Source organism: Nocardia brevicatena NBRC 12119, assembly GCF_000308495.1.
GTDB classification, from domain to species: domain Bacteria; phylum Actinomycetota; class Actinomycetes; order Mycobacteriales; family Mycobacteriaceae; genus Nocardia; species Nocardia brevicatena.
The window spans coordinates 16,550-42,208 of sequence record NZ_BAFU01000015.1; the positions used below are offsets into that span (position 1 = coordinate 16,550).

Here is a 25,659-nt window from a genome sequence, read left to right on the forward strand (position 1 = left end):
CGCGGTGTGTCCAGGTCGTGTGTTTCCACGCGCCCGCGCCTCACGCCTTCGGCGCGGCGCCGCGGATACCCGAGATGGACCGCGAACCAGAGCTCGATTGGTGAGCACTCTTACCAGGCTAGTTCCCTGGTATACGGAACGTCTGCGTGAGCCGCGTCATCGCGTGCCGGCCGAGGTATGGGTCGACGATGCCCGGCCGTGTCGTACGGGCGTCACCGGCTCATATCGGGAGCGAGGCCGGTGGGAACGGCTCCCAGAACCCGGGGTCGGCAGGTGCCTCCAGGGTGAGCCTGCCGTCCGGCCGCCAGTCGGCGGTGAGGTCGAGCCGCCATGAGTGCAGGCGAGTGCGGGTCTGGGCACCGGACCTGTCGAACAGCGGATCACCCAGGATGGGATGACCGACCCAGGCCAGGTGGACACGGATCTGGTGCCTGCGGCCGGTGGCCGGGTACAGGGCGAGCGCGGTGTGTCCGTCGTACCGGGCGAGCACGGCGAAATCGGTGCGCGACGGGTAGTTCTTGGTCGGCAGCAGATCGGCGTCGGCCACGAACCATCGGTCGCCGTCACGCCGGATGCGTTCGCGCGGCGCGGCGATCCGAACCCGGTTCTTACGGCCCACACTCAATGGCAGATCTATCACACCGGTGTCCGGGAGGCGGGTCTGCGAAGAGACGACGGCCAGATAGGCCTTGTATGCCGTCTGTTTGTTGAATTGCCTGGTCAACTGCCCGTGTGCGCCCAGGTCCTTGGCGAGTAGTACCAGGCCCGAAGTGACCTTGTCTATCCGGTGCACCGGATAGAGGGTTTCGCCGGCCGCCTGGGCGGCTCGCACGATATCGGTGTCGTGCCGTTCCCCGGTGACGGAGATCCCGGCGGGTTTGTTCAACGCCAACACCGCCTCGTCCTCGTCGAGACGGCAGCGGGCGCGCAGGTCCGGCCAGTCGATATCCACCGCATGAGCGTAGGGCCCCAGCTGTGGTCCGAGAGGAGTGGCTCTGCCGGGGCGGTCGCCGTGTGGCCGAGGGGCGTGTGCCCTTCCCGGCCCTACTCGTTACGACGGAGCACGTGCGGGCGCAGCCGGTTGAACCCGCGCACCCGCACACTGCGTAGATGCCGGATGGCGAATTCGGACTCACCCTCCAGCTCGGCCGCGGCGCCGTCATCGACCAGGATGGTGCCGGGCCGGGCCACGCCGGTCAACCGGGCGGCGATATTCACCACCGAGCCGTACAGGTCGCCGAACCGTTGCAGCACCGGGCCGTAGGCCACGGCGACCCGCAGCTCCGGGGTGGTGCCGACGGTCATGGTCGACTCCTGGACGGCCAGCGCGATCCGGGCGGCCTCGACGGCGGAGTCGGCGGCGAACATCACCTCGTCGCCGACATTCTTGATAACCCATCCGCCGTTCTCGGTGACGGCCGCTGTGGTGGTCGATTCGAATGCCTCCAACAGGGTCGCCAGCTCGTCCGGGTGCAGATGGCGGGTGAGTCGGGTGTAGCCGACCATATCGGCGAAGCCGACGGCCAGCACCCGGGTCGAATCGGGGGTGGTGCCCACGCCGTCGAGCGCCCGCGACAGCGCCGCGTCCAGGTGCCGGCGCCAGGTGTAGGTGTGCAGGTCGTCCAGGGCGGTCAGCACCGATTCGGTGGCGGTACGGGCGACCTCGGCCGGGTCGTCGGCCGGGTCGGCCGCGGCGACGCGGCGGCCTATCTCGTCGAGCACCAGATCCACCTGCCATTCGGCCAGCCGTGCCATGGTCTGCCCGATGGTGCGCGCGGTCGCCGCCTGCTGCCGGATATCGGAGGTGGCGAGGGCACCGAGACCGCGAAACCGGGTGAGAGCGGCGATATCGGCGTCGGTGTAGTTCTGCGCGGTATCGTCGGCGCTCGCCGGAAAGCCGAGCGCCACCCACAGTCGCCGCGTCAGTTCCGGTGCGACACCGGCTCGTTCGGCCACTTCGAGCCGGTTGTATCGACGGGTGCCGGCGAGCAGGCACGTCTCGACCACCGATTGCACCTGCCGGGGGATTTCACGTGACGCCATGGCCGCAACCTTACGGCTGGGGTCGAGGTGGCGGCCGGCGTTCTCTGTCCGCGCGGCATCGGCTTCGACGGGATGGTCCGCTCCCGCTCGACCGCCTCGCGCCCCGCATCGGTCGGCGGCCGGGGCGCACGCTGTGATCTCGGTCGGCCCCGAGGGCTTGTAACTTCAGGTGTTACAGGCTCTCGGGGGAGAGGTCCATTCTTGCGCATCGAGGCGAGCATGATCCGTGCCTCGCCGGCCGCCGTAGACGAAGGTCGGCACGCTCGCCCGCTCCGGCCGGTCCGTGATGCCCTGCCGGAACGCGCTGTCCGCGTCCGGCGCGCCCCGCAGAGCGGGGCCATCTCCTCGAGCGACGGGGTGAGCAGCGCCTGGGCGAGCAGGTCGAAGTTCGTCGCCGGTTCGGCGAGTCGTTTCCAGTCGAAGGTGCCGTCGAGCATCGACGCGATATCGGGAATCAGCTCGGCCCGGTTCACCGTGGACGGCCACATCGGTAGGAAGGTGACCCCCACGCCTCCGCTCGGGGCGACGATATCGCGCATCAGATCGCTGCCTGGCACGACGGGAAGATGGCCTTCAGCGGGGCGGGCGCGTTCTCCGCGGCGCGTAGCCGGTTGATTCCGGCGTAGGAGCCGCCGCTCATAGCGACCTTGCCGTTCGACCACGGCTGCCCGGCCGCCCATTCGATGACCTCGCGGGTGTCCTGCTGTTCCCGGGCGCCGAGGGTGTCCCCTCTGCCTTGGGAGTAGCCGGTACCCCGGACGTCCACCGCGACCAGGGTGTAGCCGGAGCGCACCGGTTTGCGGTCCGGCCCGAGCACGGTGGGGACGGTGCCACCGTCCATGGCGTGGTCCAGTTCGCCGAATCCACTGAGCGGGGTGCCGGAGAGGTTGATTCGGCCCACCGGGTCCATGGCAAGTGGTTGCAGGCCGGGGCGGTTCACGGCCGCGTCGATCAGGCCGGCGCGCATTTTCGGGTACGGCGTCATGGTCACAACGGTGGGCAGGGGCCGGGTCTCCACCTGCCCGTCGGCCGTCATGGGCCGGTACACATCGGCCTCGAGCAGCACGCCGTCACTCATGGTGATTCGCATGTCCCGTTCGATATGTTCCCGCGGGTACGGTTGCGGGCCGTCGTGTGTAAGGGTCCACTGCTGCGCGGGTTCGGCTCCGGACACCACGGGTTCGGTGACCCCGCGGATCCGGTGGTGAGTGATCGTGGTCACTCCGACGAGTGCCGCGGCCATGGCCTCGACGGTGAGGGTGGTAGCGGCCTTCGCCCCCGTGGACCGGCCGTTTCTGCCGCATGAACTTCCTCCGCGTCGTGGGTCCGGATGCTGGGCACAGGTGCCGACAATAGCAATCGGCTCTTGATCCATCCGGTATCGACGCGCCGGGTTCGCGGCCGGGCGGATCAGTCCGCCCGGTATGCGCGCAGCACCAGATCCTTGACGTGGGGGGTGCCGGGTGGGCCGGGACGGGTGCGATCACGTGTCTCGTGCACCCGAACGGTCCACGAGTCGTCGAGGAGTTCGACGATATCGGCGGGCAGGTAGTAGGCGTAGGGGTCGAAATCGTGTTCGTGGTGGTGGTCCGGCGGGAAGTCCGCCGGATTGTGTGCGACGAACAGCAGGGTGCCGCCCGGCGCGACGGCGGCGAGCAGCCCGCGCACGGTGGTGTGGTCCGGTTCGCGCTCGATGGGGAAGTAGTGCGCCGACACGAGGTCGAAGGAGCGGGGCGGGGGCGGTACGGCGGTGAGGTCCGCGTGCGTCCACCGGACGTCCGGGTGGGCGGCGCGGGCACGCTCCAGCGCGACGCGCGAGACGTCCACCGCGGTTACCTGCCAGCCCTGTTCGGCCAGCCAGCGGGCGTCGGCACCCTCGCCGCAGCCGATGTCCAGGGCGCGGCCCCCCGGTAGGTCGCGTGCCTCGGCGATCAGTACGTCGTTGGGTAGGCCGCTGAACAGTTGTTCGCTGCGGCCGTACATCTCGTCCCAGAATTCCTGGTTCACTCCGTGCTCCCTTCTCGTGTAGCGCCAGGATGAGCCCAGATGCGCGGACTTGACAAAGAAATTTGCCAAAACTGCAATGGGGACATGATCCAGGACTTCGGTGAGGTCATCGACGCGGTCGGTCCCAGGCTGCGTGAGCTGCGTCGACGCGGGGGGATGACCCTGTCCGCGCTCTCCGGACTCACCGGGATTCCGGTGAGCACGCTCTCGCGGCTGGAATCCGGGCAGCGCAAACCCACGCTCGAGTTGCTGTTACCGCTGGCCAAGGCGCACCATGTGCCGCTGGACGAGTTGGTGGACGCGCCGGAAACCGGCGATCCCCGGGTGCACCCGCGTCCGGTTACCCGGCACGGGCAGACCTACATTCCGCTCACCCGCAAACCCGGCGGCCTGCAGGCGTACAAGCAGATTCTGTCCGGGCGGCGCGTTGACCGCGAACCCGATCTGCGGACGCACGAGGGCTACCACTGGCTGTATGTGCTCAACGGTCGGCTGCGGTTGATCCTCGGCGATCGGGATATGGTGCTCACGCCGGGAGAGGTGGCCGAGTTCGACACGCACCTGCCGCACTGGTTCGGCAATGCCGACGAACATCCCGTCGAGTACCTGAGCATCTACGGCCCGCAGGGGGAGCGCTTCCACATCCGGGCGAGTTACCGTCCGTGACCCCATTCGTCTGTCGCGTGCGGGGCGTATATCCAGCACTTTTGCAATGGTTACTGTTTCGTTATCAAAATTTGCCGTGTCGTATTCCGATAACGATCGCGATAGGGCGAATTATTGCTGCGGATTTTGCAGGACAGACAGATGCTGTGGTGTTTCCCCAACGCTGTTCGAGAAGTCGGTGAAATCCGCACCGAAATTCCCTGCGGCTCACCGGCACTCGACCTGAGGACGGAGGACCGCAAGATATGGATTCTGTACCGCTAAATCTCCACCCGCGTACCGCACTGGCCATCGTGGCCGCGACAGTGGGAGCCGCATTGTTCGCCGCGGCGCCGACAGCAGAGGCCCGACCGATCAATGTGATCGGTGTGGGGACGATCGAAATCCCCGAAGAAATCCCTCTTCCCGCCGATTTTCCCGGCACCTGGAGTATCCCCGCGCCCGGCGTGTTCGTCGCCCCGCAGCAGACCCTGGGTGAGCGCGCCGTCAGCGCAGCCCGCACCAAACTGGGGTCCGGATACCGTTTCGGCGGTGTCGGACCCGACGCCTTCGACTGCTCCGGCCTGGTGCAGTGGTCCTACGGTCAGGCGGGACGGCAGCTCCCACGGACCAGCTATCAGCAGCTCGACTCCGGTACCCCGGTGCCGCTGGATCGGCTCCAGCCCGGCGACGTGGTGTCCTTCTATGACGGCAGCCATTCGGCGCTGTACGCCGGCGACGGCATGGTCATCCACGCCGCGACCTACGGTCAGGGCGTCGAGCTGGCACCGATGTCGTCGATGCCGGTGGTGGGAGCTCGACGCTTCTGACCGCCGTCGCACCGCGGGAAGCGCTCTGGCTCAGAACATTTCGATAATGGTGGCGTTCGCCAGGCCACCCGCCTCGCACATGGTCTGCAGACCGTAGCGGCCACCCGTCTGTTCCCGGTGGTTGACCATGGTGGCCAGGATGCGGGTGCCGGAGGCACCGAGCGGGTGGCCGAGGGCGATCGCGCCGCCGCGCGGGTTGAGCTTGTCCGGGTCGGCGTCGAGCTCGGTCCGCCACACCAGCGGCACCGGGGCGAACGCCTCGTTGACCTCGAAGGTATCGATGTCATCGATGCTCAGGCCGGCCCGCTGCAGCACCTTGCGGGTGGCGGGCACCACCGCAGTGAGCATGAGCAGCGGATCGTCACCGACCACGGAGAAGGAATGGAACCGGGCCCTCGGCCGCAGGCCCAGCCTGTTCGCGGTCTCCTCGCTCATGATGAGCGCGGCCGAGGCGCCGTCGGTGAGCGGCGACGAATTACCTGGGGTGATGGACCATTCGATTTTCGGGAACCGCTGCTCATACTTCTCGTCGGCGAAAGCCGGTTTCAGACCGGCCAATTTCTCGACAGTGGTGGCGGCGCGAATTGTTTCGTCCGCGGTCAATTCACCCGCGGCGACGATTTCATTCGAAAAACCACCCGCTTCGGCGGTTTCCGCGGCCAGCCGGTGGGAGCGGGCGGCGAATTCGTCGAGGGCGACGCGGTCGAATTTCCAGCGGGCTGCGATGACCTCGGCCGAAATGCCCTGCTGTACCAGCCCTTCCGGGTAGCGGTGCGCGATGGGGCCCTGGTTGGGGTCCTGGCCCTGGGCATTGGAGAACATGGGAACCCGGCTCATGGACTCCACTCCACAGGCGATGGCGATATCGTAGGCGCCCGATATCACACCCTGCGCCGCGAAATGCGCGGCCTGCTGGCTGGAACCGCACTGCCGATCTACGGTGGTGGCCGGGACCGATTCCGGGAAACCGGCCGCCAGCACCGCGGTGCGGGTGATGTTCATCGACTGTTCGCCGCTCTGCGTGACGCAGCCGCCGACCACGTCGTCGATCAGGGCGGGGTCGAGATCGTTGCGCTTGCACAGTTCGCTCAGTACACCGGAGAGCAACGTGGCGGGATGGACCTGTGACAGTCCGCCGCCCGCCTTTCCCTTGCCGGACGGGGTGCGGACCACGTCGACGATGACTGCGGACGGCATAGTCTCTCCTGACTCTCGGACGCTGCGTCGCGTTGCTGACCGTACGATAATAAGTTAACAGCCATTCGCGTGTGTACCTGCACCGTCATGGGGATGGCAGTGACGGATACCGCCGCTTGGATGCGTCGAGTGGCACGGTGGCGGATCGGCGTGTCCGTCCCGTCGGTCCGGGCATTCTCGGTCAGGTGGCGTCCGCGTCCGGAACATTCGCCTCCAGCAGACGGCGCGCTTCGGGCGTGCCGTCGAGGGCGCGGGTCGTACGGTGGGTGACCCGCCGTACGACCCGCGGCGTACGGACGAGTTCGAAGCGGTTCGCCCCCGCACGCCATACTCGGAAGTGGCCCTCCCGGTGACGAACCAACAGGGACTCGCAGACCGCCACGGCGTGATCACCATCGATGACGACGTGCGCCGGGCCGAGGAAATGCGAGCACCCCGCGGAGATGAGGGACTGGTGGGCGTCGGATTCGACCATCGCGCGTATGTCGGCGCGGCTGCGCATATGCCATCCCTCGACATCGTATTCGCCGTCCTCGACCCACAGGTCCGCTACCGCCTCGGCGGCTCCGGTATCGACATAGGGGCCGTAGGAGGCGATAAGCCGAGTTATGTCCAGTTCATCCTCGAGTCGCCGCACCCGTTCCTCCAGTCGGGTCAGCCTGTCGTTGTCCATGGTGGTGTCCTTCGTGGGTCTCAGAGTGGCTCGGCCAGGGTTTGTAGTGCGGCGAGCTGATCGCAGTAATGCTCGGAGTCGGATGCCCGGACGGTGCAGGTGACGACGGTGGCGCCGATATCCCGCAGTCGGCTCAGGCGGCGCCGTACACCCGCGCGATCGTCGATCGGATCGAGCGCATGCCCGGAGTTCAGCACGATTTCGAAGCCGTCCGGCAGTTCCACCGCGCGCAGGTGCTCGGTGAGGGCTGCGGTGGACAATCCGAACGGAACCCAACCGGTGCCGGATTCCACCGCGCGGCGCAGTGATCGGCGGCTGCGACCGCCCACCCAGATGGTCGCTGTGGTGGAGCCGGCATGCGGTTCGATGACGAACCCGTCGACCTCTCTTCGCCCCCAGGCGGCGCGAAGAGACGCCAGTGTGCGATCGGCGACGCCGCCGCGCTCGTCCCACTCCGCTCCCAGCAGGGTGAACTCCTCGGCCAGTGAACCGACGCCGACGCCGAGAACGGCGCGGCCGCCGCTGAGCCGATCGAGCGTGCCGTAGCGCTTCGCCAGTGCGAGTGGGTGGTGGTAACCGAGTACGACGACCGTGGTCGCCAGCCGGATACGCGAGGTGTGCGCCGCCAGGAAGGACAGAGTGGCCAGCGGATCCCAGTAGGTCGATCCGCGGGTCGCCGCTGCCCCGGCCGGCACGCCCATGTGCTCGGCGCAGGTCAGATGGTCGAATCCGAGCGCATCGGCGGTTTCGGCCACCCGCACGAGTTCCGCGGCTCCGGCCGTGGTCTCCCAAGGGGAGGCGACGCCGGGAACCTGCACCACGATCGGGGTGGACAGGCCGATTCTCACCGATGTTCCCCCGGAGACAGACCGATCAGACGACGCATCGTCCGATCGGCGCGCAGCACGGTCGCCGCACGGTCGGGGTCGTTGCGCTGCGCCGCCAGACGTTGGTGGGCCGCGACGATGTGCACAGGTCCGCGGCCGAGCATCGTCAGCCCCTCCTCGGCGACCTCGTCGGGCTCGGACACCGGCATGCCGGGGATATCGAAATCGAGGCCGACCCGTTCCATCGCAGGTGTGCGCGTCACCCCGAGAACCAGTTCGAGCACGTCCACGTCGTATTCCCGGAGTTCGAGCCATAGGCTTTCCGCGAAGATCCTGCCGAAGGCCTTGACGCCGCCGTACACCGTGTGGTTCCGGGAACCCAGGAGCCCGGCCAGTGATCCGACCAGCAGGATTCCGCCGCGCCGCCGGGCCCGCATCGCGGCGCCGAAATGGGTGACGAGCGCCAGCGGAGTGGTGACATTGAGGTCGACCACCTGTTGGAATGCGGCCGGGTCGCCGTCCAGGTAGGGGGCGCTGTGCGTGTTGGCGCCCGCGTTGTGGATCAGCAGGCCGACTTCGAGGTCATCGGCCGCGGCTGTTACTTCCGCCGCCGACGATGGACGGGAAAGGTCGGTCGCCAGGGTGCGTACCTCGACGCCGAGGGCGCGGCACTGCTCGGCAGTGGTATCGAGCGGATCCTGTCGCCGCGCCACCAGCAGGAGATGGACGCCCGCGGCGGCCAATCGCAGGGCGAACGCGCGCCCGACGCCTTCGGAGCCACCGGTGATCACCGCCCATGGGCCGTACCGTTGCGGGTCGATTTGGGTCATTCCGCGCTCTCCGTTCGGGATCGGTGGTGCGGTTCGGGGCAGCGCTGACCCCGAGGTCGAGCCGCATCGGGAGGGTGGGCGAGAGACGGGTGGTGAAGAGTCGGCATGGTCCAGTTGTACAACTCGAACCAACAAAATACTAGAGTGAATTCTAGTTTTCACGGAGGTGATGCTGTGCCGCGTATAGCGGAGTCACGGGAGCCGGGTAGGGCGTCCACGACGAGACAGCACGCGCGTCGACACGCGATCCTGCGCTCGGCCGTACGGCTCGGAGAAGAGCACGGCCTGGAGCATGTCCAGATGTCCGACGTCGCGGCGGCCGCCGGAGTGGCGCTGGGGACGCTGTACCGCTACTACCCGTCCAAGCACCACTTGTTCTCCGGTGTGTTGGAAGCCGCGGTACGGGATCTGCCGGTTCCGGCCGAGAAACCCGACGACCCGGTCGCCGCGGTCGCCGATTACCTCGCGAGAGCGATAACCGGACTGCTGCGCCGGCCCAATCTGGCCAGAGCCATGCTGGTGTCCGCCAACGCCGTGCGCTCGTCCGGTACGGTCGCGGTGGACCCCATGATGCGCGACCGCATCATCGCCGTCGCGGGTATCGCCGAACCCACGGCCGAGGACCAGCGGCTCGCCCGCCTGGTGGAACAGTGCGCCTACGGCATCCTCACCTGGGCCACGGCCGGCCAACTCGAGATGACCGAAGCCGCAGCCGATATACGCCGCGCCTGCGCATTGCTGCTCGTTCCCTGGGCACAGGATCGAAAAGAGCAACCCGGCGCCGGGCCGTAGCAATGACCGCGGCCAAGGGTCCGCCGCCGCGGCACCGAGGACGAGTCCCATGACGGTACTTTTTCTGCCCCTACGACCGTGGTCTTGAGGCCCCCGGTCCGGCCGTGTTCCGATCGGGCGGTGCAGCCTCCGCTCGACCACAGCCGGACCGACGCCCCACCAGAACTCGTAGAACAGCTGCGCGCCTACTTCAGCGCGATGACAGCGACCCCACTACGACCGGACGACGACATCTTCGAGCTCGGGCTGGTGAATTCCCTTCGCGCGCTGGAGATCGTGGCCCATGTCGAGCGGACATTCGCCCTCGAGGTGGATGTCGACGATCTGGAACTGGACAACTTCCGCACCGCCGCACGGGTTGCCGCGTTCGTGACGAAGAAGCGGGGAGCTGCGGACCGTTGACCAATATCGGAGATCTGATCACGGCGGCGCGCACCGACGCGGCCGAGTGAGACCGGGTAGGACTGCCCGACGATATCGTCGGCGCGGCCGCACGGGCAGGGCTGCTCGGGTTGGATCGCCCACGGGAACGGGGTGGCCACGGCCTCGACCCGCACGAACTCGGAGAAAACGCCGCCCGGCTCGGTTCGGTATGCACCTCGTTGCGCAGCCTGCTCACCGTCGGCGGCATGGTGAGCGCGGCCGTGGACCGCTGGGCCACGGCCGCGCAGCGGGCGCACTGGGTGCCGCGGCTGGCCTCGGGGGAACTGATCGCCGGACTGGCCGCCACGGAGCCGGGGGCCGGCACCGATCTCGCCGGCGTCGAGACGGTCTTCGAGGACACCGGAGCCGAGACGCGGGTGAGCGGGCGCAAACTCTGGGTGAGTTTCGGTGTGGTGGCCGATGTGCTGCTGGTGCTCGGCCGGGCCGAAGGCGGACTACAGGCTGCCCTGGTAACCACCGACCAACCCGGTGTGACCGTCGAACCGGTGGTCGACCAGCTGGGTATGCGCGGGGCGCGGATCGCGCATATCACCTTCGACCGGGCGCGAGTGCCCCGCGAGCAGCTCATCGCCCCGGCCGGTTTCGGCCTCGGCCATGTGGTGGGAACCGCGCTGGACCACGGCCGGTACACCGTCGCCTGGGGATGTGTGGGGATGGCGCGCGCCTGCCTGCACGACGCGGCCCGGTACGCGGTGCGACGGACACAGGGCGGTATCCGGCTCTCCGAGCACGAGAAGATCCGCGCGGGCCTGGGACGCTGCCGAGTCGAGGTGGACGCCGCGCAGGCATTGTGCGAACGCGCGGCGCGCTATCGGGCGGCCGCGGACCCGGCCGCGATCATGGCCACGGTGGCCGCGAAATACGCCGCGGCCGAGGCGGCGTCCGAGGTCGGCGCGCACGCGGTGCAGGTGCTCGGCGCCGCAGGCTGCGCCCCGGACAGCAGGGTGGGGCGTTTCTTCCGGGACGCGAAGATCATGCAGATCATCGAAGGCTCCCGCGACATCGCCGAACTGCACCTCGGCGATCAGCTGCTCACCGAGATCGCACAGCGGGAAGGCGGGGAATCGTGATCGGGATCGGACCCGTGGCAACGTGGTTCCCGGAACATACGCAGCGGGTGCCGGACCTGCCCGAACTCGCCGAACTGCCATCCACGCGGCGCGGACACGCGCTCTCCCTCGGAATAGAAACCGTGCGCTGCGCCCACGGTGCCACGGAGGCCGACCTCGCCGAGCGGGCCGCCCGCCAGGCCCTGCGGCGGGCCGGTCTCGACGCCGCCGCCCTGGACGCGCTGCTGTTGGTGCAGGGCCGGGCCCCGAAGTATCTGCTCACCTCCGAGGCGACCCGGCTTCAGCAGACGCTGGGTGCCGAACGCGCGTTCGTCGCGGGGGTCGGAGAGTTGGGCTGTGTCTCGGTATCGGCGGCGCTGCGGCTCGCGGCGGCACTGCTGCGCGGCGATTCGCACTGTCGGACCGTGCTGGTGGTCGCCGCGGCCCGCACGCCGACCCGCGCCCGCTACCGCAGTCCCATGACCATCCTCGGCGACGGCGCGGCGGCTGTCCTGGTGACCGCCGACGGCGTGGATAGTCGCTATGAGCTCATCGATATCACCGTGCGCAGCGACGGCCGCTATGCCGACCTGTTCCGCATCGACTACCGGGACGTGCCCAGCGAGCACTGGGTCGAGGAGTGCGCCGACGAACCGACCTATTCCTTTCGGCTCGCGGTGGAGAGCAGTAAACGGTTCACCGCGATCAACGCGGAAATACTGGCGCGCAACGGCCTTATCCCCGGGGACATCTCGGCGGTACTCATGCAGAACCTGTCCGCGGGGGCGTTCGCCTTCTGGTCGGAATCCCTCGGCCGGCGGATCCATCCCCGCTGCGCCGAGAACCTCGCCCGCTACGGACATCTCGGCTCGGCGGATGTACTGATCAATCTGGACGACGCCGCGGCGACCCTCGCGCCCGGCGCCACCATCCTGCTGCTCAACAGCAGCCCGGTGGCGGCGTGGAGCACGGCAGTGCTGCGGAGAACGGATGTGGGGGTATGACGGCGCAGCCGGTGGCGGTGAAGTGCCTGGTCTGGGATCTCGACGATACGGTCTGGGACGGTGTGGTGCTGGAACGTGATGGCGCGGCACCCAAACCGGAGGTGCTGCGCACCCTGCGGGTTCTGGACGAACGCGGCATTCTGCACGCCGTCGCCGGCCGGGGCGAACTGGCGGCGGCGACCGAACATCTGCGCCGGCACGGCATCGAGGACATGTTCTCGGCGATCCAGGTCGGCTGGGGTCCCAAATCGGACGCGGTGCGCGGGATCGCCGAGTCACTGGGAATCGGTATCGACACGGTGGCGTTCGTGGACAACGACCCGGTCGAGCGCGCCGAGGTCGCCGCCGCGCATCCGGAGGTCCGGTGCTATCCGGCCGAGCAAGTGTCCGAGCTGCCCGAACTGCCCGAGTTCGTGCCGGCGGCGATCACGGACGAGGCCCGCCGGCGCCGCGACTACTACCGCGCCGAACGGGCCAGACGCACCGGCGAACGGGAATACGCCGGATCCGATACGGATTTCCTGGCCTCGCTGGGGCTCGTGCTCGCTGTGCGCCGGGCGACGGCCGCGGACCTCGACCGCGCCCACGAACTCACGGTCCGCACCAACCAGCTCAACACCACCGGACGCACTTTCGATATCGAGGAACTGCGCGCGCTGTGCGGGTCGGCGGAGCACGAGGTGCTGGTCGCGTCCCTGCGCGACCGGTTCGGTGGATACGGGACCATCGGCCTGGCGGTGACCGAACGGCGCGGCACCGATTCCGCGCTCCTGTTGATCTTGATGTCGTGCCGGGTCATGTCGCGCGGGGTGGGTGCGCCGTTCATCCGGTATCTGGTCGAACGGGCCCGCGCGGCGGGGCTGCGGCCGGTCGCCGAGTTCGTGCCGACGCCGGCCAACCGGGTCATGCTGGTGACCCTGCGGTTCTCCGGATTCGCCGTGGTATCCACGGACGAGGATCGGATGCTGCTCGCCCACGATGCGGCGCACCGGTTTCCGCCCGCCGACCACGTTCGGGTGGCGGGCGAGCCGACGCCCGGCGATCCGGTGGCCGCGCTGTTCCGTCAGGTCGAGCGAGTGCCGGAGCGGACCGCGGTGGTGGTGGGCGAGCGCCGCGCGACATACCGCGAACTCGACGAGGCGACCGCGACGCTGGCCCGACGGCTTGTCGCGGCGGGCGTGCGACCCGGGCAGGTCGTACTGGTGTATGTGGTGCAAAGCCTGGACACCGTGGTCGGCATGTTCGCCGCGTTGCGCGCGGGCGCGGCCTGGTGCGTGGTGGAACCGGACCATCCGGCCGTCACCTTGCGAACCCTGCTCGACGATATCGACTGCGGTGCGGTGCTCGTGTCCGGACAGCGCCCGCCGGCGCTTCCCGAGCAGGTGGCGACCGTGGATATGCGCACCCCGGTGACGGCGAGCGCCGAACTTCCCGAGACCGTCCCGGCGCAGGCGCCCGCCTATGTGATCACCACCTCGGGATCGACCGGAATCCCCAAGGCGGTCGTCGTATCACGGGCCAACCTGGCGTCCATGATCGCGTCACGGGATTACGAGCACTGTGACGGTGAACCACCGGTGACCTTCTCGGTGATGTGCCTGCTGTGGGACGCCTGGTTGATGGTGACCGCCTGGGGCCTGACCATCGGGGGGACCAATGTGCTTCCGGACGGTCCCACGCTCGGGAACGCCGACGCACTGGCCGAACTCGTCGACCGGTGGCGGCCGACCCATCTCGGCGCCACGCCGGCGATGTACCGACTGCTGCTGCCGCGGCTCCCCGAATCGCGGGACACTCTACGGTTGGTTGCCCTCGCCGGCGAAGCGGTCCCGGTAAACCTCGTCGCGCGCCACCGAGAACTGTTGCCGCGGACCCGGTTCGTCAACGAGTACGGCCCCACCGAGGCGACGGTCACCTGTATCGCCCACGAGGTGGCGGAGCCGCCCGAGCGGATCGTGCCGATCGGCACGGCGATGCGCGGGTCCGCCGCGTATGTGCTCGACGACAGGTTGCGACCGGCCCCGCCGGACACCGTAGGGGATCTGTACCTCGGCGGCGAGCAGGTGGTATGCGGCTATGCGGCCCGGCCCGCGGCGACCGCCGGGGTTTTCGTCGCCGATCCGTTCGCCGCCGCTGCCGGGGCGCGCATGTACCGCACCGGCGATCTGGCCAGTGTCGACACCGCCGGCGCGTTCGAGTTCCACGGCCGGGTCGACGGCCAGATAAAGGTGCGCGGTGTGCGGGTCGAACTGTCGGCGGTGGAGTCGGTGCTGGAGAGCCATCCGGCGGTCCGGGAAGCGGCGGTTATCGATTCGACCGGGCCGGACGGGTCGATGCGGTTGGTCGCCTTCTGTGTTGCCGCCGACGGAATCGTCGAACCGCCCGGCAACCGGGAACTCATCGCCTTCTGCCGGGCGCAACTCGTCGCCCAGTCGGTTCCGGTCCGGTTCCGGTTTCTCGACGCCATCCCGATCGCCGTGGCGAGTACCAAACGCGACTACGCGGCGCTACGGCACCTGGCGTCCGACGATGCGCCCGCCGGTCCGGTCGTATCCCGGGACCGGTGGACAGACGAGGAACGCGCGGTGGCGCTGATCTGGGAAGAAGCGCTCGGCCACGCCGATTTCGACCGCACCGACAACTTTCTCGATATCGGCGGCGATTCCCATCTGATCGTCCACCTGCATCTGCGTCTGGAAGCGAAATGGCCGGGCGCGATACGGGTTGGCCAACTGTTCGACCTGACCACGATCGAGGCCCAGGCCACCGCCCTGTCGGCACCCCGGCCCCCCGACGACCCCCCGACGCCGCTGGCGTTCGAGCTGTGAGCGGAGTATCCGGTGTACACCTACCGTGACGACGATATCGCCATCATCGGAATCGGCGCCCGATTCCCCGATGCGGCCGACCTGCACGAATTCCGCGCCAACCTCGCCGCCGGCCGCGACTCGGTGGGGCCGATGCCCGCCGCTCGAAGCGAGGCGACGGGTATCGGCGATCCCGCCGACTTCCTGCCGATGGGGCATCTGGTGGATGTGCACGGTTTCGACCACGCGTTCTTCGGGCTGTCTCGACGGGAGGCGGCGCTGATGGACCCGCAGCAGCGGATCGCGCTCGAACTCGCCCACCGGGCCGTCGAAGACGCCGGCTACAGCGTGGCGACCCTGCGGGAAGCCGATACCGCAGTGGTGTTCAGCTCGCCCACACCCGCCTACCACGGGATGGCCGTGGATTCCGGGCCGCTCGGCATGCTGGGCAATCTCGGGTTCGGCACCCCCGCACGGATCGCCCATCTGCTCGGGCTGAGCGGCCCGTGCTACGCCGTCGACAGCGGCTGCAACGCCTCGCTCATCGCCGTGCACCACGCCTGCCGTGAACTGCGCGCCGGGGAGGCCCGGTACGCGCTGGCCGGCGGGGTGAATGTGCGGGCCAACGGTTCACGGGCCGGTGGGGCCGTGTTCTCCGAGATCGTGTCGCCGAGCGGCCGCTGCCGGGCCTTCGACGCCGGAGCGGACGGCGCCGCCGGCGGTGAGGGCGGCGCCGCGCTGCTGTTGAGGACCCTGGCGCGGGCCCGCGCCGAGCGTGCGCCGGTGTACGCGGTGATCGGGGGGAGTGCCACCCTGCACAGCGGGCATTCCTCGGCGACGATCAGCTCACCGAGCGCGTCCGCGCAGATACGGGTGATCGAACGGGCCTGGCGGCAGGCGGCGGTGTCCCCGCGCGAGGCCGGGTATCTGGAGGCGCACGGTTCGGGGACACGGCTCGGCGACGCGGTGGAGTTGGAGGGTATCGCGGCGGCGTTCGGTCCGGGTCGCGCCGCCACGCTGCCGATCGGGTCGGTGAAGACGAATATCGGTCATCTCGACCACGCCGCCGGAGTCGCGGGGCTGCTGAAGGCGGTGCTCAGCGTCGCACACGGGGAGTTGTACGAATCGCTGCACTTCGAGCGGCCGACCGAGGCGGTGGATCTGGCGGCCTCGGGTATCGAGGTGGTGACCGAGACCAGGACGTGGCTGTCCGACGGCCGCCCGCGACTGGCCGGGGTCAGCTCGTTCAGTCTCGGCGGCGCGAACGCGCACTGTGTGATCGCGCAACCGCCGGCCGAGCCCGGACCGGATCGGCCGCCCGCTGCGCCGGCCCGGTTGGTGGCGGTGTCGGCCCGCGGCGCCGAGGCGCTGGCCGAACTGTGCGGCGGGCTCGCCGAGGCGCTGCGCGGCGGTGACCACGGGATTGATGATGTGGCGTTCACCCCTGAATCAGGGCCGCTCCCACTACGACCACCGGTTCGCGGTGGTGGTGGGCAGTACCGATGAGCTGGTCGCGGTGCTGGCCGCACGCGCGGAGCGAGCGCAGGCCGATCCCGTGCCGGGCGTCCCGCCCGCGGTGGCCCTGCTGCTCGCGCCGGATTCTGTGCCGTCGGGGGTGTTGGTCGATCCGCTGCCGGATCTGTTGGCGGCGCAGGGGCATACCGCCGAGGTGCTGGCCGGGCAGTTGGCGGTGCACCGTGATCTGCGGGCGTGCGGTGTCGAGATGGCGGCCGTACTCAGTGCGGGCGCGTCCCGGTTCGCGGCCCGCCATCTGCTCGGCTCCACCGAACCGGTGAGCGCCGCCGAGGTCGCCGGCGCCGAGTTCTCCATCGACCCGGAGCGGCTCGTCGCGGCGGTCGGATCTCTGCGTGCCGCCGGACCTGTGGTGTTCCTCGAACCGGGCACGGGCGGGCGCCTCACCGCGTTGTTGCGGGATCGGTTCGGCGACGAGGTCGATATCGTCTGCGCGCCGAACCCCCTGGACCTCCTCGCCGCGTTGTACCGGCGGGGAATCGATATCGATTGGTCGGCCCTGCATCCGGAGGGTGGCCGGCGGCTTCGGCTGCCGGGTCATCCGATGCGGCGCACCCGCTGCTGGGTCGATCTGCCCAGCGGGCCGCAGCCGCCGATCGCCCCGGCGAAAGGCCCGGTCTCCGCCGTCGACGGGGGCCCGCGGCAGTGGCTGCGCGCCACCCTGCGCGAACTGCTGCACACCGACACCGAGATCGACGCCGACGCCGACTATTTCGAGTTGGGTGGCAATTCGATCATCGCCGTACAACTCGTCGACCGGGTCGAGGAGGCGTTCGGTTTCCGGCCGAAACTCCTGGACGTCTACGAACGGCCCAAACTCGCCGACTTCGCCGAACTGCTGGTGGCCGCACCACCTCCCGCGGCCCGGCCCGATACTCCCGAATTGGTCGCGCACGACGAACCGGTGCTGTCGTTCGGGCAGGAGCGGATGTGGTTCCACCACCAGTTCGACCCCGGCACAACGCTGTACAACTACCCCTACGTCAACCGGCTGCGCGGACCGATCGACAGCGCGGCATTACGCGGGGTGTTCGAGGACCTCGGCGAGCGGCACGAATCGCTGCGCTACAACATCGTGGCCTCCGACGGTGTCCCGGAACTGCGTATACGTGCCGGTCTGGGCGATTTCTTCCGGGCCGTGGACGTATCCGACGGCCCGGATCCGGTGGCCTCGGCGCGGGAGTTGGTGCGCGTGGCCGCGCGGTCGCCGTTCGATCTGGCGAACGATCCCCTGCTGCGGGTGCTGCTGGTCACACTCGGACCGGACGACCATGTGCTGCAGATCACCTGCCATCACATGGTGACCGACGGCGCCACCCCCACGATCCTGGCCCGCGAACTGCCGGAACTGTACGCGGCCCGGCTCGAGGGCAGGCCGCACCGCCTGGCCCCCCTGCCCTACCGCTACCGTGACTACACCTGGTGGCAGCGGCAGCTGTTGGCGAGTTCGGCCCTGGACCACGAACTCGCCTACTGGACCGAGACACTGCGCGGCGCGCCCCGGCTGGAACTGCCCACCGATTTCCCGCGGCCTCCGCGCATGGGATTCACCGGCGACCTGTTGCCTTTCACCCTTCCCGGGGCGCTGCTGACCGAACTGTGGGCGCTGGCCCGTCGGGAATCGGTTTCCCTGTTCGTGGTGCTGTTGGCCGGACTGTATCTGACGCTGGCGCGCTACAGCGGTCAGCGCGATATCGTCGTCGGCACCCCCACCTCCGGGCGTAGTCGACGCGAACTGGAGGGCATGATCGGGTTCTTCAACAGTACTGTCGCCCTGCGGGCCCGGTTGGCCGGCGAACTGTCGCTGTCGGAGTTCCTCACGCAGGTTCGCGGGGTGGTGCTCGGAGCGCTCGAACACCAGGAGATCCCGTTCGACCGGGTGGTGAACGCACTGGGCGGCGGGCGGGACCTGAGCCGCACCCCGGTGTTCGACGTACTGTACGTACACCAGGAAATACCGGATATCGCGCCGATAACCGGGACCGTCGGCAGCGGTTTCGATACCGAACACAGCCCGGCGAACGCCTTCGGCGGTCTGCCCGCGGACACCGCGAAATTCGATCTCACCCTGGTGACCTACGCCAATACCGGCGGCGCGAACCACCACGATATCGGCGCCTGTGTGGAGTTCAGCACCGAGCTGTTCACCAGGCGGACCGTCGAGCGGATGGCCGATACCTACCTGTCCGTTCTCGACACCATGGTGACAAGGGACGACCCGTCGCCGGCCGAGCTGCTTCGTGACGCCGCGGCGCCGGCAACGGCCGGCGGGAACGCTGTCGGGGCACAGGCGGCTCGGAACGGGACGGTATCCCTGCCCACGGCCCTCGAGGTGCCCACCGATCGGCCGCGGCGGCCCGGCGGGTACGGCGTCGAGCGGGTCGCCGGGGTGGTCACGGCGTCGAACGATATCGACGCCGCCCTACTCGCGGCGTGGGTGAGCCTGCTCGGCTGGTACTCCGGTCGCGACGAGGTGCCTCTGGGGCTCGCGGCGCCGGGATGGACGGAACCGCTGCCGGTTCGCATCGATATCGCCGATGAGCCCAGCTGCGCCGACCTGGTCGCGCGGGCGGCGGCGGTGTGGGCGCGGACACGAATCGGCGCCGTTGACAGGAGAGCGGCGCCCGACGACCCGTCGACCGTGTGGTGCGGCGCGCTACCGGAGACCGGCACCGGCACCGAACTCGCCCTGACCTGGTCGGCGGGTGCGGACGGGCGGGTGGAATTCACCATCGGATACGCACCGGAGCTGTTCGATCGGGAAACCGTCGACGATATGGCCCGCGACCTGTGCCGGCTGTTCGCCGCGGTCACCGCCGAACCCGGAGCCTCGGTGCTCGAGGTGGTGGCGCGATGAGGCCGGTCGGTGTGGTGGGCGCGGGCACGATGGGGACGGGTATCGCGCAATGCCTGGCGGTTGCGGGCCGCGCGGTCGTCCTGGTCGAAGACAACGACGACGCGGCCGGTCGGGCGAGAACCTCGCTGCGGCAGGCGCTGCGGCTGACGCTGCTGCTCGGCCGCGGCGACCGTGCGGCGATCGCGGACGCCGCGGGGCGGATCCGGTGGGAAACGGAGCTCGAGGCATTGCGCGAGACGGAATTCGTTATCGAGTGTGTCACCGAAGAACTCATGTCGAAGACCGCGGTGTTCGCCGAACTCGACCGTGTCTGCCCGGCCGACACGGTATTGGCGTCCTGTACCTCCGCCGTCCCCATCGCCCATCTCGCCGCGGCCACCGAACGGCCGGATCGTGTACTCGGCCTGCACATCATGAACCCGGCGCCGTTGACCGACACGGTGGAGGTCGTCACCGGCGCGCGGACCGCCGCCGGAGTGCTCGACCGCGCCCTCGCGCTGGTCGAAGTCATGGGCAAACGCGGCATCGTGGTCCCGGACCGTCCGGGTTTCGTGATCAACCGGGTGCTCATGCTGTCCATCGCCGAGGCCGCGGCCGCACTCGACGACGGGGTGAGCGCGGAAACGGTGGACGCGCTGTTCGAGGGCTGTCTCGGCCATGCGACCGGGCCGCTGCGCACCGCCGACCTCATCGGACTCGACAATGTGGCCGACACCATGGCCGTGCTGCGCGCGGAACTGCGCGACGACCGCTACACCGCGCCGCCGACGTTGGCCGCGCTCGTCGCCGCGGGACATTACGGACGGAAGACGGGGCGGGGTTTCCATGACTACCGATGACATCGTGATCGACGAATTCGCGGCTCGGACGGCCGACCGCGCGTATTGGGCCGAGCGGCTCGCCGGCGCACCGCGGCCGGAGGAGCCGAGGGTGGCCCCGATAGCGCACGAAGCGCTGCCGTTACCGGGGTCCGCCCGGTTCGGGCGGCTGGCCCGCTCGGGCGGCGGCGCCGGCGCGGTCGTACTGGCCGCGTTGGCGGTCTACGGACAGCGGTTGGGCGGGGAACCCGAGCTGACGCTCGGCCATCGGGACGAGTTCGGACTCGTCCCGATCCGGGCACGGGTGAGCCCGTATACGAGTTTCGAGACGGTGGTCCGGGAGATCGGTGTCGAATTGCGTCGTGCCCGTCGACACCGTTTCCGCGCCGACTTCGACGATCCGTGGCCCGCCCGGCACGTCCGGCGCTGGGCGCTGTCCGCCGAATGCACCGACGGACGATGGCATATTGGGGTGCCCGGTGCCCCGGAGGCGTTCGTGCGGCTGTTCCACCGGCTCGTCGCCGAATCGGGAAGCGCGGTGGGCGGCGTCACCGTGTCCGACGCGAGGGAAACCGCGGGCGGCGGTGCCGGTGTAGCGAACGGTCGGCCGGACGTGGAGGGCGGTCGCGCCGTCCCGGACGAGCCGGTCACGCTGCCGGCCGCATTCGAGGAGCAGGTGCGGCGCACCCCGGAGGCGATCGCCTTGCGTACCGCGAGCGAAACAATGTCGTACACCGAACTCGACGCCCGCGCCAACCGGTGGGCGCGTCGGCTGGTCCGTGCCGGCGTCGGGCCGGAAACGGTGGTCGCCGTGGCGGTTCCGCGATCGGTGGAGGCGGTCGTCGCCGTCTACGCGATCGTGAAGGCCGGTGCGGCGTTCCTGCAGCTGGATCCCGAGCTGCCGCCGGAACGCCTCGCGCATATTCTCGAGACCGCCCGGCCGGTGGCACTGCCGGGACTGTCCGATGGTGCCGACGCGCCCGTACGGGTGCTGAGGGCCGAACATCTCGTCGCGCTCGATCGCCTGGCCGCCGCCGAGGACGATTCCGCGCCTCGTTTCGCGCTGCGCGGCGACAATCTCGCCTATGTGATGTTCACGTCCGGCTCGTCCGGGCGGCCCAAGGGCGTGGCGGTCACCCATACCGCGATCCGCAACCAGTTGTCGTGGATGCAGCACCGTTTCGGCCTGGGCACAGGCGATATCGTCCTGCAGAAGACCGCGACCACCTTCGATGTCTCGCTCTGGGAAGTGCTGTGGCCGTTGCAGGTCGGCGCCCAACTGGTCATCGCGCCGCCGGCCGCCCATCTCGATCCCGCCGAGACCGCCGACCTGATCCGCCGGTTCGCGGTGACCACGGTGCAGTTCGTGCCGTCGACGCTGCGCCTGTTCGCCGACGAGCACACCGTGGCGCCCGGTGTGCGCCGGATACTCGTGGCCGGTGAGGTGTTCGCGCCCGAACAGGCCCGCTGGGCCGCGGCCGGACCGGCGGAGGTGGCCAACCTCTACGGACCCACCGAGACCTGCGTGGCGGTCACCGCGCACCGGGTACGGGCCGACGAGACCGAGACGGTGCCGATCGGTGCCCCGGTGTGGAACATCCGCTGCCATGTGCTCGACGCCGCGCTGCATCCGGTGCCCGAGGGTGTCGCGGGCGAGTTGTATCTGTCAGGTGTGCAGCTGGCGCGCGGGTATCTGCACCGTCCGGGCGAGACCGCCGGACGGTTCGTGGCCGATCCGTTCGGCGCCGCCGGTGGGCTGCTCTACCGGACCGGCGATATCGTGCGCCGGCGCGACGGCGAGCTGGAGTTCCTGGGGCGCAACGATTTCCAGGTGAAGCTGCGCGGTCTGCGGATCGAATTGGGTGATGTCGAAGCGGCGCTGCTCGCCGACGACGCGGTCTCGGCGGCGGTGGCCGTCGCCGGCGACGGCCGGCTGCACGGCTATATCGTTCCCGCCGGCGGCCACGCCCCGGATCTCGATGCCCTCCGGCGGGCGCTCGCCGAGCGGCTGCCCGCCTATATGCTGCCGCACACCCTGACGGCGCTCGACGCCCTTCCGCTGACCCCCTTGGGCAAAACCGACCGGCGGGCACTGCCGGAACCTCGGGTCGATACGGCTGCCTACCAGGCGCCGGAGGGTCCGGTGGCCGAAACACTGGCCACCGTCTACGCCGAGATTCTCGGGCGGGAACGGGTCGGCGCGCACGACTCGTTCTTCGCGCTCGGCGGCGACAGCATCATGTCGATTCTGCTGGTGTCGCGGGCCAAGGCGCGCGGTATCGCGCTCACCGCACAGCAGGTGTTCGAACACCGCACGCCGGCCGCGCTCGCCGCGGCGGCCCAGGGAGCCGCGGTGACGCCCGCGCTCGAGGAACTGCCCGGTGGCGGGGTCGGCGAGATGCCGCTGCCGCCGGCGGCGTCCTATCTGGTCGAACGCGGGGGCGGTTGGCGTCGCTTCGCCCAGGCCATGGTGCTGGAACTGCCCATCGGGATCACCCGCCCGCAGTTGCTCACCACCCTGACTGCGGTACTGGACCGACACGATATGTTGCGCTCCCGGCTGTACCGGGACGCGGGCGGACGCCGGCGGCTCTTCGCGGACGCGACGGGGTCGGTACACGCCGACGAGATAGTACACCGGGTCGGTTTCGACCCCGCCATCGACACCGACGCGTTCACGGCGCTCGCCGCCGCCGAGTTGGACACCGCGCTGGGCCTGCTCGACCCGGCCGAGGGCGTGGTGGTGCGGTTCGTCTGGCTCGATCCCGAGACGGAGCGAGGCGGCAGGTCGGGCCGGCTGATATTCCTCGTGCACCACATCGCCGTGGACGGCGTGTCCTGGCGCATTCTGGTGCCCGACCTCATCGCGGCGTGGGCACAGGTCGCCGCCGGCCGCACGCCGATACTGCCGGACGTGGCCACTTCCATGCGCCGCTGGACGCATGCGCTGGTCGACGAGGCGCGGCGGGAGAGCCGCACCGCGGAACTGGCGTATTGGCGCGAGGTCGTCGACGGTGACGATCCGCCGCTGGCGGACCGACCGTTCGATCCGGCCCGTGACCTCGCCTCCACCACGCACTACACACAGGTGGAGTTGGACGAACACGAGACCGCCGCCCTGGTATCCGCCCTTCCGCAGCGCTATTACGCCGGGGCAAACGAAATACTGCTCACCGCACTGGTGCTCGCGGTGGCGAGTTGGCGTCCGCGTGAATCCGTGCTGGTGCGGTTGGAAGGACACGGTCGAGAGCCCGATATCGCGCCGGGGGCGGATATCTCCCGCACCGTGGGCTGGTTCACCGCCCTCTACCCGGTTGGGTTTCGGCTCGGCGGGCTCGATATCGCCGACGCCCTGTCCGGTGGCGCGTCGCTCGGGGAGGTCGTCAAAACGGCCAAGGAGCAGATCCGGGCGGTCCCCGGGCGGGGTATCGGGTACGGGCTGTTGCGCTATGCGAACCCCGCGACGGCGGCCGCCCTGCCGCGTGAGGAGCCGGGCCAGATCGTCTTCAACTATCTGGGAAATATCGCCGCCACCGCCGTTCCCGACGAGTTCACCGGGGTCGGCTGGGTTCCCGCGAGTGATCTGTCCGCGCTACCACGCACCCCTGACCCGGATATGCCCGCCGCCGGGGCGCTCGAACTGGATCTCATTGTGGTGGCCGGGCGGTTACGCGTGACCATCGGCCATCCGGAAAGCCTGCTCGCTCGCGTCGAGGCCGCGGAATTCGTCGAACGTTTCGGCGGTGCGCTGCGAGTGATGGCAGATCATGCCGAGCGGGCGGTGGGCGGGCATACTCCGTCGGATTTCCCCCTGGTGCCGGTCGGTCGGTCGGATATCGAGCAGTGGGAACATCGCTATCCCGGGCTCGTCGATATCTGGCCGCTCGGGCCGATGCAGTCCGGGCTGTTCTTCCACGCCCTCTACTCTGGGCGGACGGTCGACCCCTATACGTTGCAGTTGGTCGTCACCCTCACCGGATCGGTGGACGCCGGTAGGCTGCGGGCCGCCGCCCGCGCCGTACTGGCGGCCCATCCGAGCCTGCGTACCGCGTTCCACGCCGACCACGTCGGGACACTGGTGGCCGTGGTGCTCGATTCGCCCGCGCTGCCGTGGACCGAGATCGACATGGACCCCGGCACCGATATCGATGCGCTGCTCGAGGCGGATCGCACCGCTCGGTTCGATTTCACCCGCCCGCCACTGATCCGGTTCACGCTCGTGCGTTTCGGCTCCGAAAGCGCGAAACTCGTGGTGACGAGCCATCACATCGTCTTCGATGGCTGGTCGGTGCCGATTCTCATGCAGGATCTGCTGACCCACTATGCGATGACCGAGCGCTTGGACGACGGGCACGCGGAATCCGGCATCGGCGGTGACGCCCGGGCAGCCCTGCCGCCGCGACCCTCCTACCGCGACTATCTGGAATGGCTCACCCGGCAGGACCGCACCGCCGCGGAACGGGCGTGGCGCGCCGCGCTGTCCGGTGCGGAGCCGACGATCCTCGCGAGCTCCCCGATTCCCGGCCCGTCCACCGCCGCGCCGCTGGAACAGATGGTCGAGCTGGACGAGGCGGACAGCCGTCGAATCGCGGATATCGCGGCCGAACTGGACGTCACCGTGAACACGGTGCTGCAGGCGGCGTGGGCGATCGTGCTGGGCGCATTGACCGGCCGCACCGATATCGTGTTCGGGGCCACCGTATCCGGACGGCCCGCCGACCTGCCCGGGGTCGAGACGATGGTCGGCCTGTTCATCAATACGGTGCCGGTACGGGTGCGCATCGATCCCGCCGAGCAGGTGACGACGCTGTTGCAGCGGTTGCAGGAGGAGCAGGCCGCTCTGGTGGCGCACCATCATCTCGGTCTCACCGCGATCCAGGCGTGCGTCGGCGACGGGTCGCGGGAGCTGTTCGATACGCTGCTCGTCTTCGAGTCGTACCCGTTCGATCCCGGTCTGGTATCGACCGCGTCGCACGACGGCCTGTCCATCGCGGGCTTCGAATCACATGAGGCGACGCATTTCCCGCTGTCGCTCTCGGTGTGGTCGGGGGTGGGGGCGGTGCCACGCGTCGGCGCCGCGAACCGGCTCCGGATCACCGCGAGCCATTGGCCCGCCCGGTTCTCCGCCGATACCGTCCGCGTGATCCTGGATCGGTTGACGTGCGTGCTGATCTCCATCGGTACTCGGCCGGCGGACCCGATTGTGTCGTGTTTCGCGCCGGCAGGCGCTCCCACCAGGTCGGTGTCCGGTATCGGACCCGGGTTGGATGCGGAGGACCGATGAGGCGTTGCAGCACCACCGC

Annotated in this window: 19 protein-coding genes; 11 read left to right on the forward strand and 8 right to left on the reverse strand. The window is 69.3% G+C overall.

The genetic code is table 11. The features are described 5' to 3' along the window. Positions 1 to 220 precede the first annotated feature (220 nt). From ON20_RS03025 to ON20_RS03040, 4 genes are all read right to left on the reverse strand, one after another. Entirely contained in the window at positions 221 to 952 is a 732-nt protein-coding gene (locus tag ON20_RS03025) for an RluA family pseudouridine synthase (RefSeq protein WP_040833342.1), read from the reverse strand. Between the two features lie 92 nt (positions 953 to 1,044). Continuing rightward, positions 1,045 to 2,043, reverse strand: coding sequence for an adenylate/guanylate cyclase domain-containing protein (locus ON20_RS03030; RefSeq protein ID WP_040833343.1), 999 nt, complete (start codon positions 2,041 to 2,043; stop codon positions 1,045 to 1,047). A gap of 538 nt (positions 2,044 to 2,581) precedes the next feature. Continuing rightward, positions 2,582 to 3,286 carry a CocE/NonD family hydrolase gene (locus ON20_RS03035; protein ID WP_051161489.1) on the reverse strand — a complete coding sequence of 235 codons (705 nt, stop codon included), beginning with the start codon at positions 3,284 to 3,286 and terminating at the stop codon, positions 2,582 to 2,584. Positions 3,287 to 3,453: 167 nt separating this feature from the next. Then, complete coding sequence (locus ON20_RS03040; RefSeq protein ID WP_040833344.1) at positions 3,454 to 4,050, reverse strand: class I SAM-dependent methyltransferase; 597 nt, start codon at positions 4,048 to 4,050, stop codon at positions 3,454 to 3,456. A gap of 84 nt (positions 4,051 to 4,134) precedes the next feature. On the opposite strand from ON20_RS03040, the gene ON20_RS03045 reads away from it, so the two are divergent. Together ON20_RS03045 and ON20_RS03050 are read left to right on the forward strand one after the other, a co-directional pair. Beyond that, the gene (locus ON20_RS03045; RefSeq protein WP_040833345.1) at positions 4,135 to 4,716 is read left to right on the forward strand and encodes a helix-turn-helix domain-containing protein; all 582 of its coding nucleotides are present in this window, start codon (positions 4,135 to 4,137) and stop codon (positions 4,714 to 4,716) included. 245 nt (positions 4,717 to 4,961) lie between these two features. Further along, positions 4,962 to 5,525: a C40 family peptidase gene (locus tag ON20_RS03050; RefSeq protein WP_040833346.1), complete on the forward strand. Its 564-nt coding sequence runs from the start codon at positions 4,962 to 4,964 to the stop codon at positions 5,523 to 5,525. A 30-nt stretch (positions 5,526 to 5,555) separates the two neighbouring features. Here the strand turns inward: ON20_RS03050 and ON20_RS03055 are convergent, their stop codons facing one another. The 4 genes from ON20_RS03055 to ON20_RS03070 form a co-directional block, all read right to left on the reverse strand. Continuing rightward, on the reverse strand, positions 5,556 to 6,722 hold the full coding sequence (locus ON20_RS03055; RefSeq protein WP_040833347.1) for a thiolase family protein: 1,167 nt from the start codon (positions 6,720 to 6,722) through the stop codon (positions 5,556 to 5,558). 181 nt (positions 6,723 to 6,903) lie between these two features. Next, positions 6,904 to 7,395: a nuclear transport factor 2 family protein gene (locus ON20_RS03060; RefSeq protein WP_040833348.1), complete on the reverse strand. Its 492-nt coding sequence runs from the start codon at positions 7,393 to 7,395 to the stop codon at positions 6,904 to 6,906. Between the two features lie 20 nt (positions 7,396 to 7,415). Further along, positions 7,416 to 8,243, reverse strand: a complete 828-nt coding sequence (locus tag ON20_RS03065; RefSeq protein WP_040833349.1) for a TIGR03619 family F420-dependent LLM class oxidoreductase — start codon at positions 8,241 to 8,243, stop codon at positions 7,416 to 7,418. Beyond that, positions 8,240 to 9,052 (reverse strand): SDR family NAD(P)-dependent oxidoreductase, encoded by an 813-nt coding sequence (locus ON20_RS03070; protein WP_040833350.1) that lies wholly within the window; start codon positions 9,050 to 9,052, stop codon positions 8,240 to 8,242. The genes ON20_RS03065 and ON20_RS03070 overlap by 4 nt, the downstream gene beginning before the upstream one ends. A 174-nt stretch (positions 9,053 to 9,226) precedes the next feature. Between ON20_RS03070 and ON20_RS03075 the strand changes: the two genes are divergently transcribed. From ON20_RS03075 to ON20_RS03115, 9 genes are all read left to right on the forward strand, one after another. After that, positions 9,227 to 9,844 carry a TetR family transcriptional regulator gene (locus ON20_RS03075; protein ID WP_083864541.1) on the forward strand — a complete coding sequence of 206 codons (618 nt, stop codon included), beginning with the start codon at positions 9,227 to 9,229 and terminating at the stop codon, positions 9,842 to 9,844. 120 nt (positions 9,845 to 9,964) lie between these two features. Further along, complete coding sequence (locus ON20_RS03080) at positions 9,965 to 10,246, forward strand: acyl carrier protein (protein ID WP_051161493.1); 282 nt, start codon at positions 9,965 to 9,967, stop codon at positions 10,244 to 10,246. 74 nt (positions 10,247 to 10,320) lie between these two features. Beyond that, positions 10,321 to 11,358 (forward strand): acyl-CoA dehydrogenase family protein, encoded by a 1,038-nt coding sequence (locus ON20_RS03085; protein WP_281032838.1) that lies wholly within the window; start codon positions 10,321 to 10,323, stop codon positions 11,356 to 11,358. 14 nt (positions 11,359 to 11,372) lie between these two features. Further along, entirely contained in the window at positions 11,373 to 12,341 is a 969-nt protein-coding gene (locus tag ON20_RS03090) for a 3-oxoacyl-[acyl-carrier-protein] synthase III C-terminal domain-containing protein (protein ID WP_083864566.1), read from the forward strand. Then, on the forward strand, positions 12,338 to 15,169 hold the full coding sequence (locus ON20_RS37760) for an amino acid adenylation domain-containing protein (protein ID WP_083864543.1): 2,832 nt from the start codon (positions 12,338 to 12,340) through the stop codon (positions 15,167 to 15,169). The genes ON20_RS03090 and ON20_RS37760 overlap by 4 nt, the downstream gene beginning before the upstream one ends. Positions 15,170 to 15,181: 12 nt before the next feature. Beyond that, positions 15,182 to 16,654, forward strand: a complete 1,473-nt coding sequence (locus ON20_RS32740; protein ID WP_051161496.1) for a polyketide synthase — start codon at positions 15,182 to 15,184, stop codon at positions 16,652 to 16,654. Then, positions 16,560 to 19,538 carry a condensation domain-containing protein gene (locus ON20_RS32745; protein WP_157228656.1) on the forward strand — a complete coding sequence of 993 codons (2,979 nt, stop codon included), beginning with the start codon at positions 16,560 to 16,562 and terminating at the stop codon, positions 19,536 to 19,538. Before ON20_RS32740 ends, ON20_RS32745 begins: the two co-directional genes overlap by 95 nt. Continuing rightward, positions 19,535 to 20,377: a 3-hydroxyacyl-CoA dehydrogenase family protein gene (locus ON20_RS03110; protein WP_040833352.1), complete on the forward strand. Its 843-nt coding sequence runs from the start codon at positions 19,535 to 19,537 to the stop codon at positions 20,375 to 20,377. Before ON20_RS32745 ends, ON20_RS03110 begins: the two co-directional genes overlap by 4 nt. Then, positions 20,364 to 25,640, forward strand: a complete 5,277-nt coding sequence (locus ON20_RS03115) for a non-ribosomal peptide synthetase (RefSeq protein WP_051161501.1) — start codon at positions 20,364 to 20,366, stop codon at positions 25,638 to 25,640. The genes ON20_RS03110 and ON20_RS03115 overlap by 14 nt, the downstream gene beginning before the upstream one ends. Positions 25,641 to 25,659 lie beyond the last annotated feature (19 nt).

Coding starts and splice junctions, on each gene's coding strand:
- ON20_RS03030 (WP_040833343.1), bottom strand. CDS start 2,043: ATGGCGTCACGTGAAATCCCCCGGCAGGTGCAATCGGTGGTCGAGACG.
- ON20_RS03035 (WP_051161489.1), bottom strand. CDS start 3,286: ATGGCCGCGGCACTCGTCGGAGTGACCACGATCACTCACCACCGGATC.
- ON20_RS03045 (WP_040833345.1), top strand. CDS start 4,135: ATGATCCAGGACTTCGGTGAGGTCATCGACGCGGTCGGTCCCAGGCTG.
- ON20_RS03050 (WP_040833346.1), top strand. CDS start 4,962: ATGGATTCTGTACCGCTAAATCTCCACCCGCGTACCGCACTGGCCATC.
- ON20_RS03055 (WP_040833347.1), bottom strand. CDS start 6,722: ATGCCGTCCGCAGTCATCGTCGACGTGGTCCGCACCCCGTCCGGCAAG.
- ON20_RS03060 (WP_040833348.1), bottom strand. CDS start 7,395: ATGGACAACGACAGGCTGACCCGACTGGAGGAACGGGTGCGGCGACTC.
- ON20_RS03070 (WP_040833350.1), bottom strand. CDS start 9,052: ATGACCCAAATCGACCCGCAACGGTACGGCCCATGGGCGGTGATCACC.
- ON20_RS37760 (WP_083864543.1), top strand. CDS start 12,338: ATGACGGCGCAGCCGGTGGCGGTGAAGTGCCTGGTCTGGGATCTCGAC.
- ON20_RS03110 (WP_040833352.1), top strand. CDS start 19,535: ATGAGGCCGGTCGGTGTGGTGGGCGCGGGCACGATGGGGACGGGTATC.
- ON20_RS03115 (WP_051161501.1), top strand. CDS start 20,364: ATGACTACCGATGACATCGTGATCGACGAATTCGCGGCTCGGACGGCC.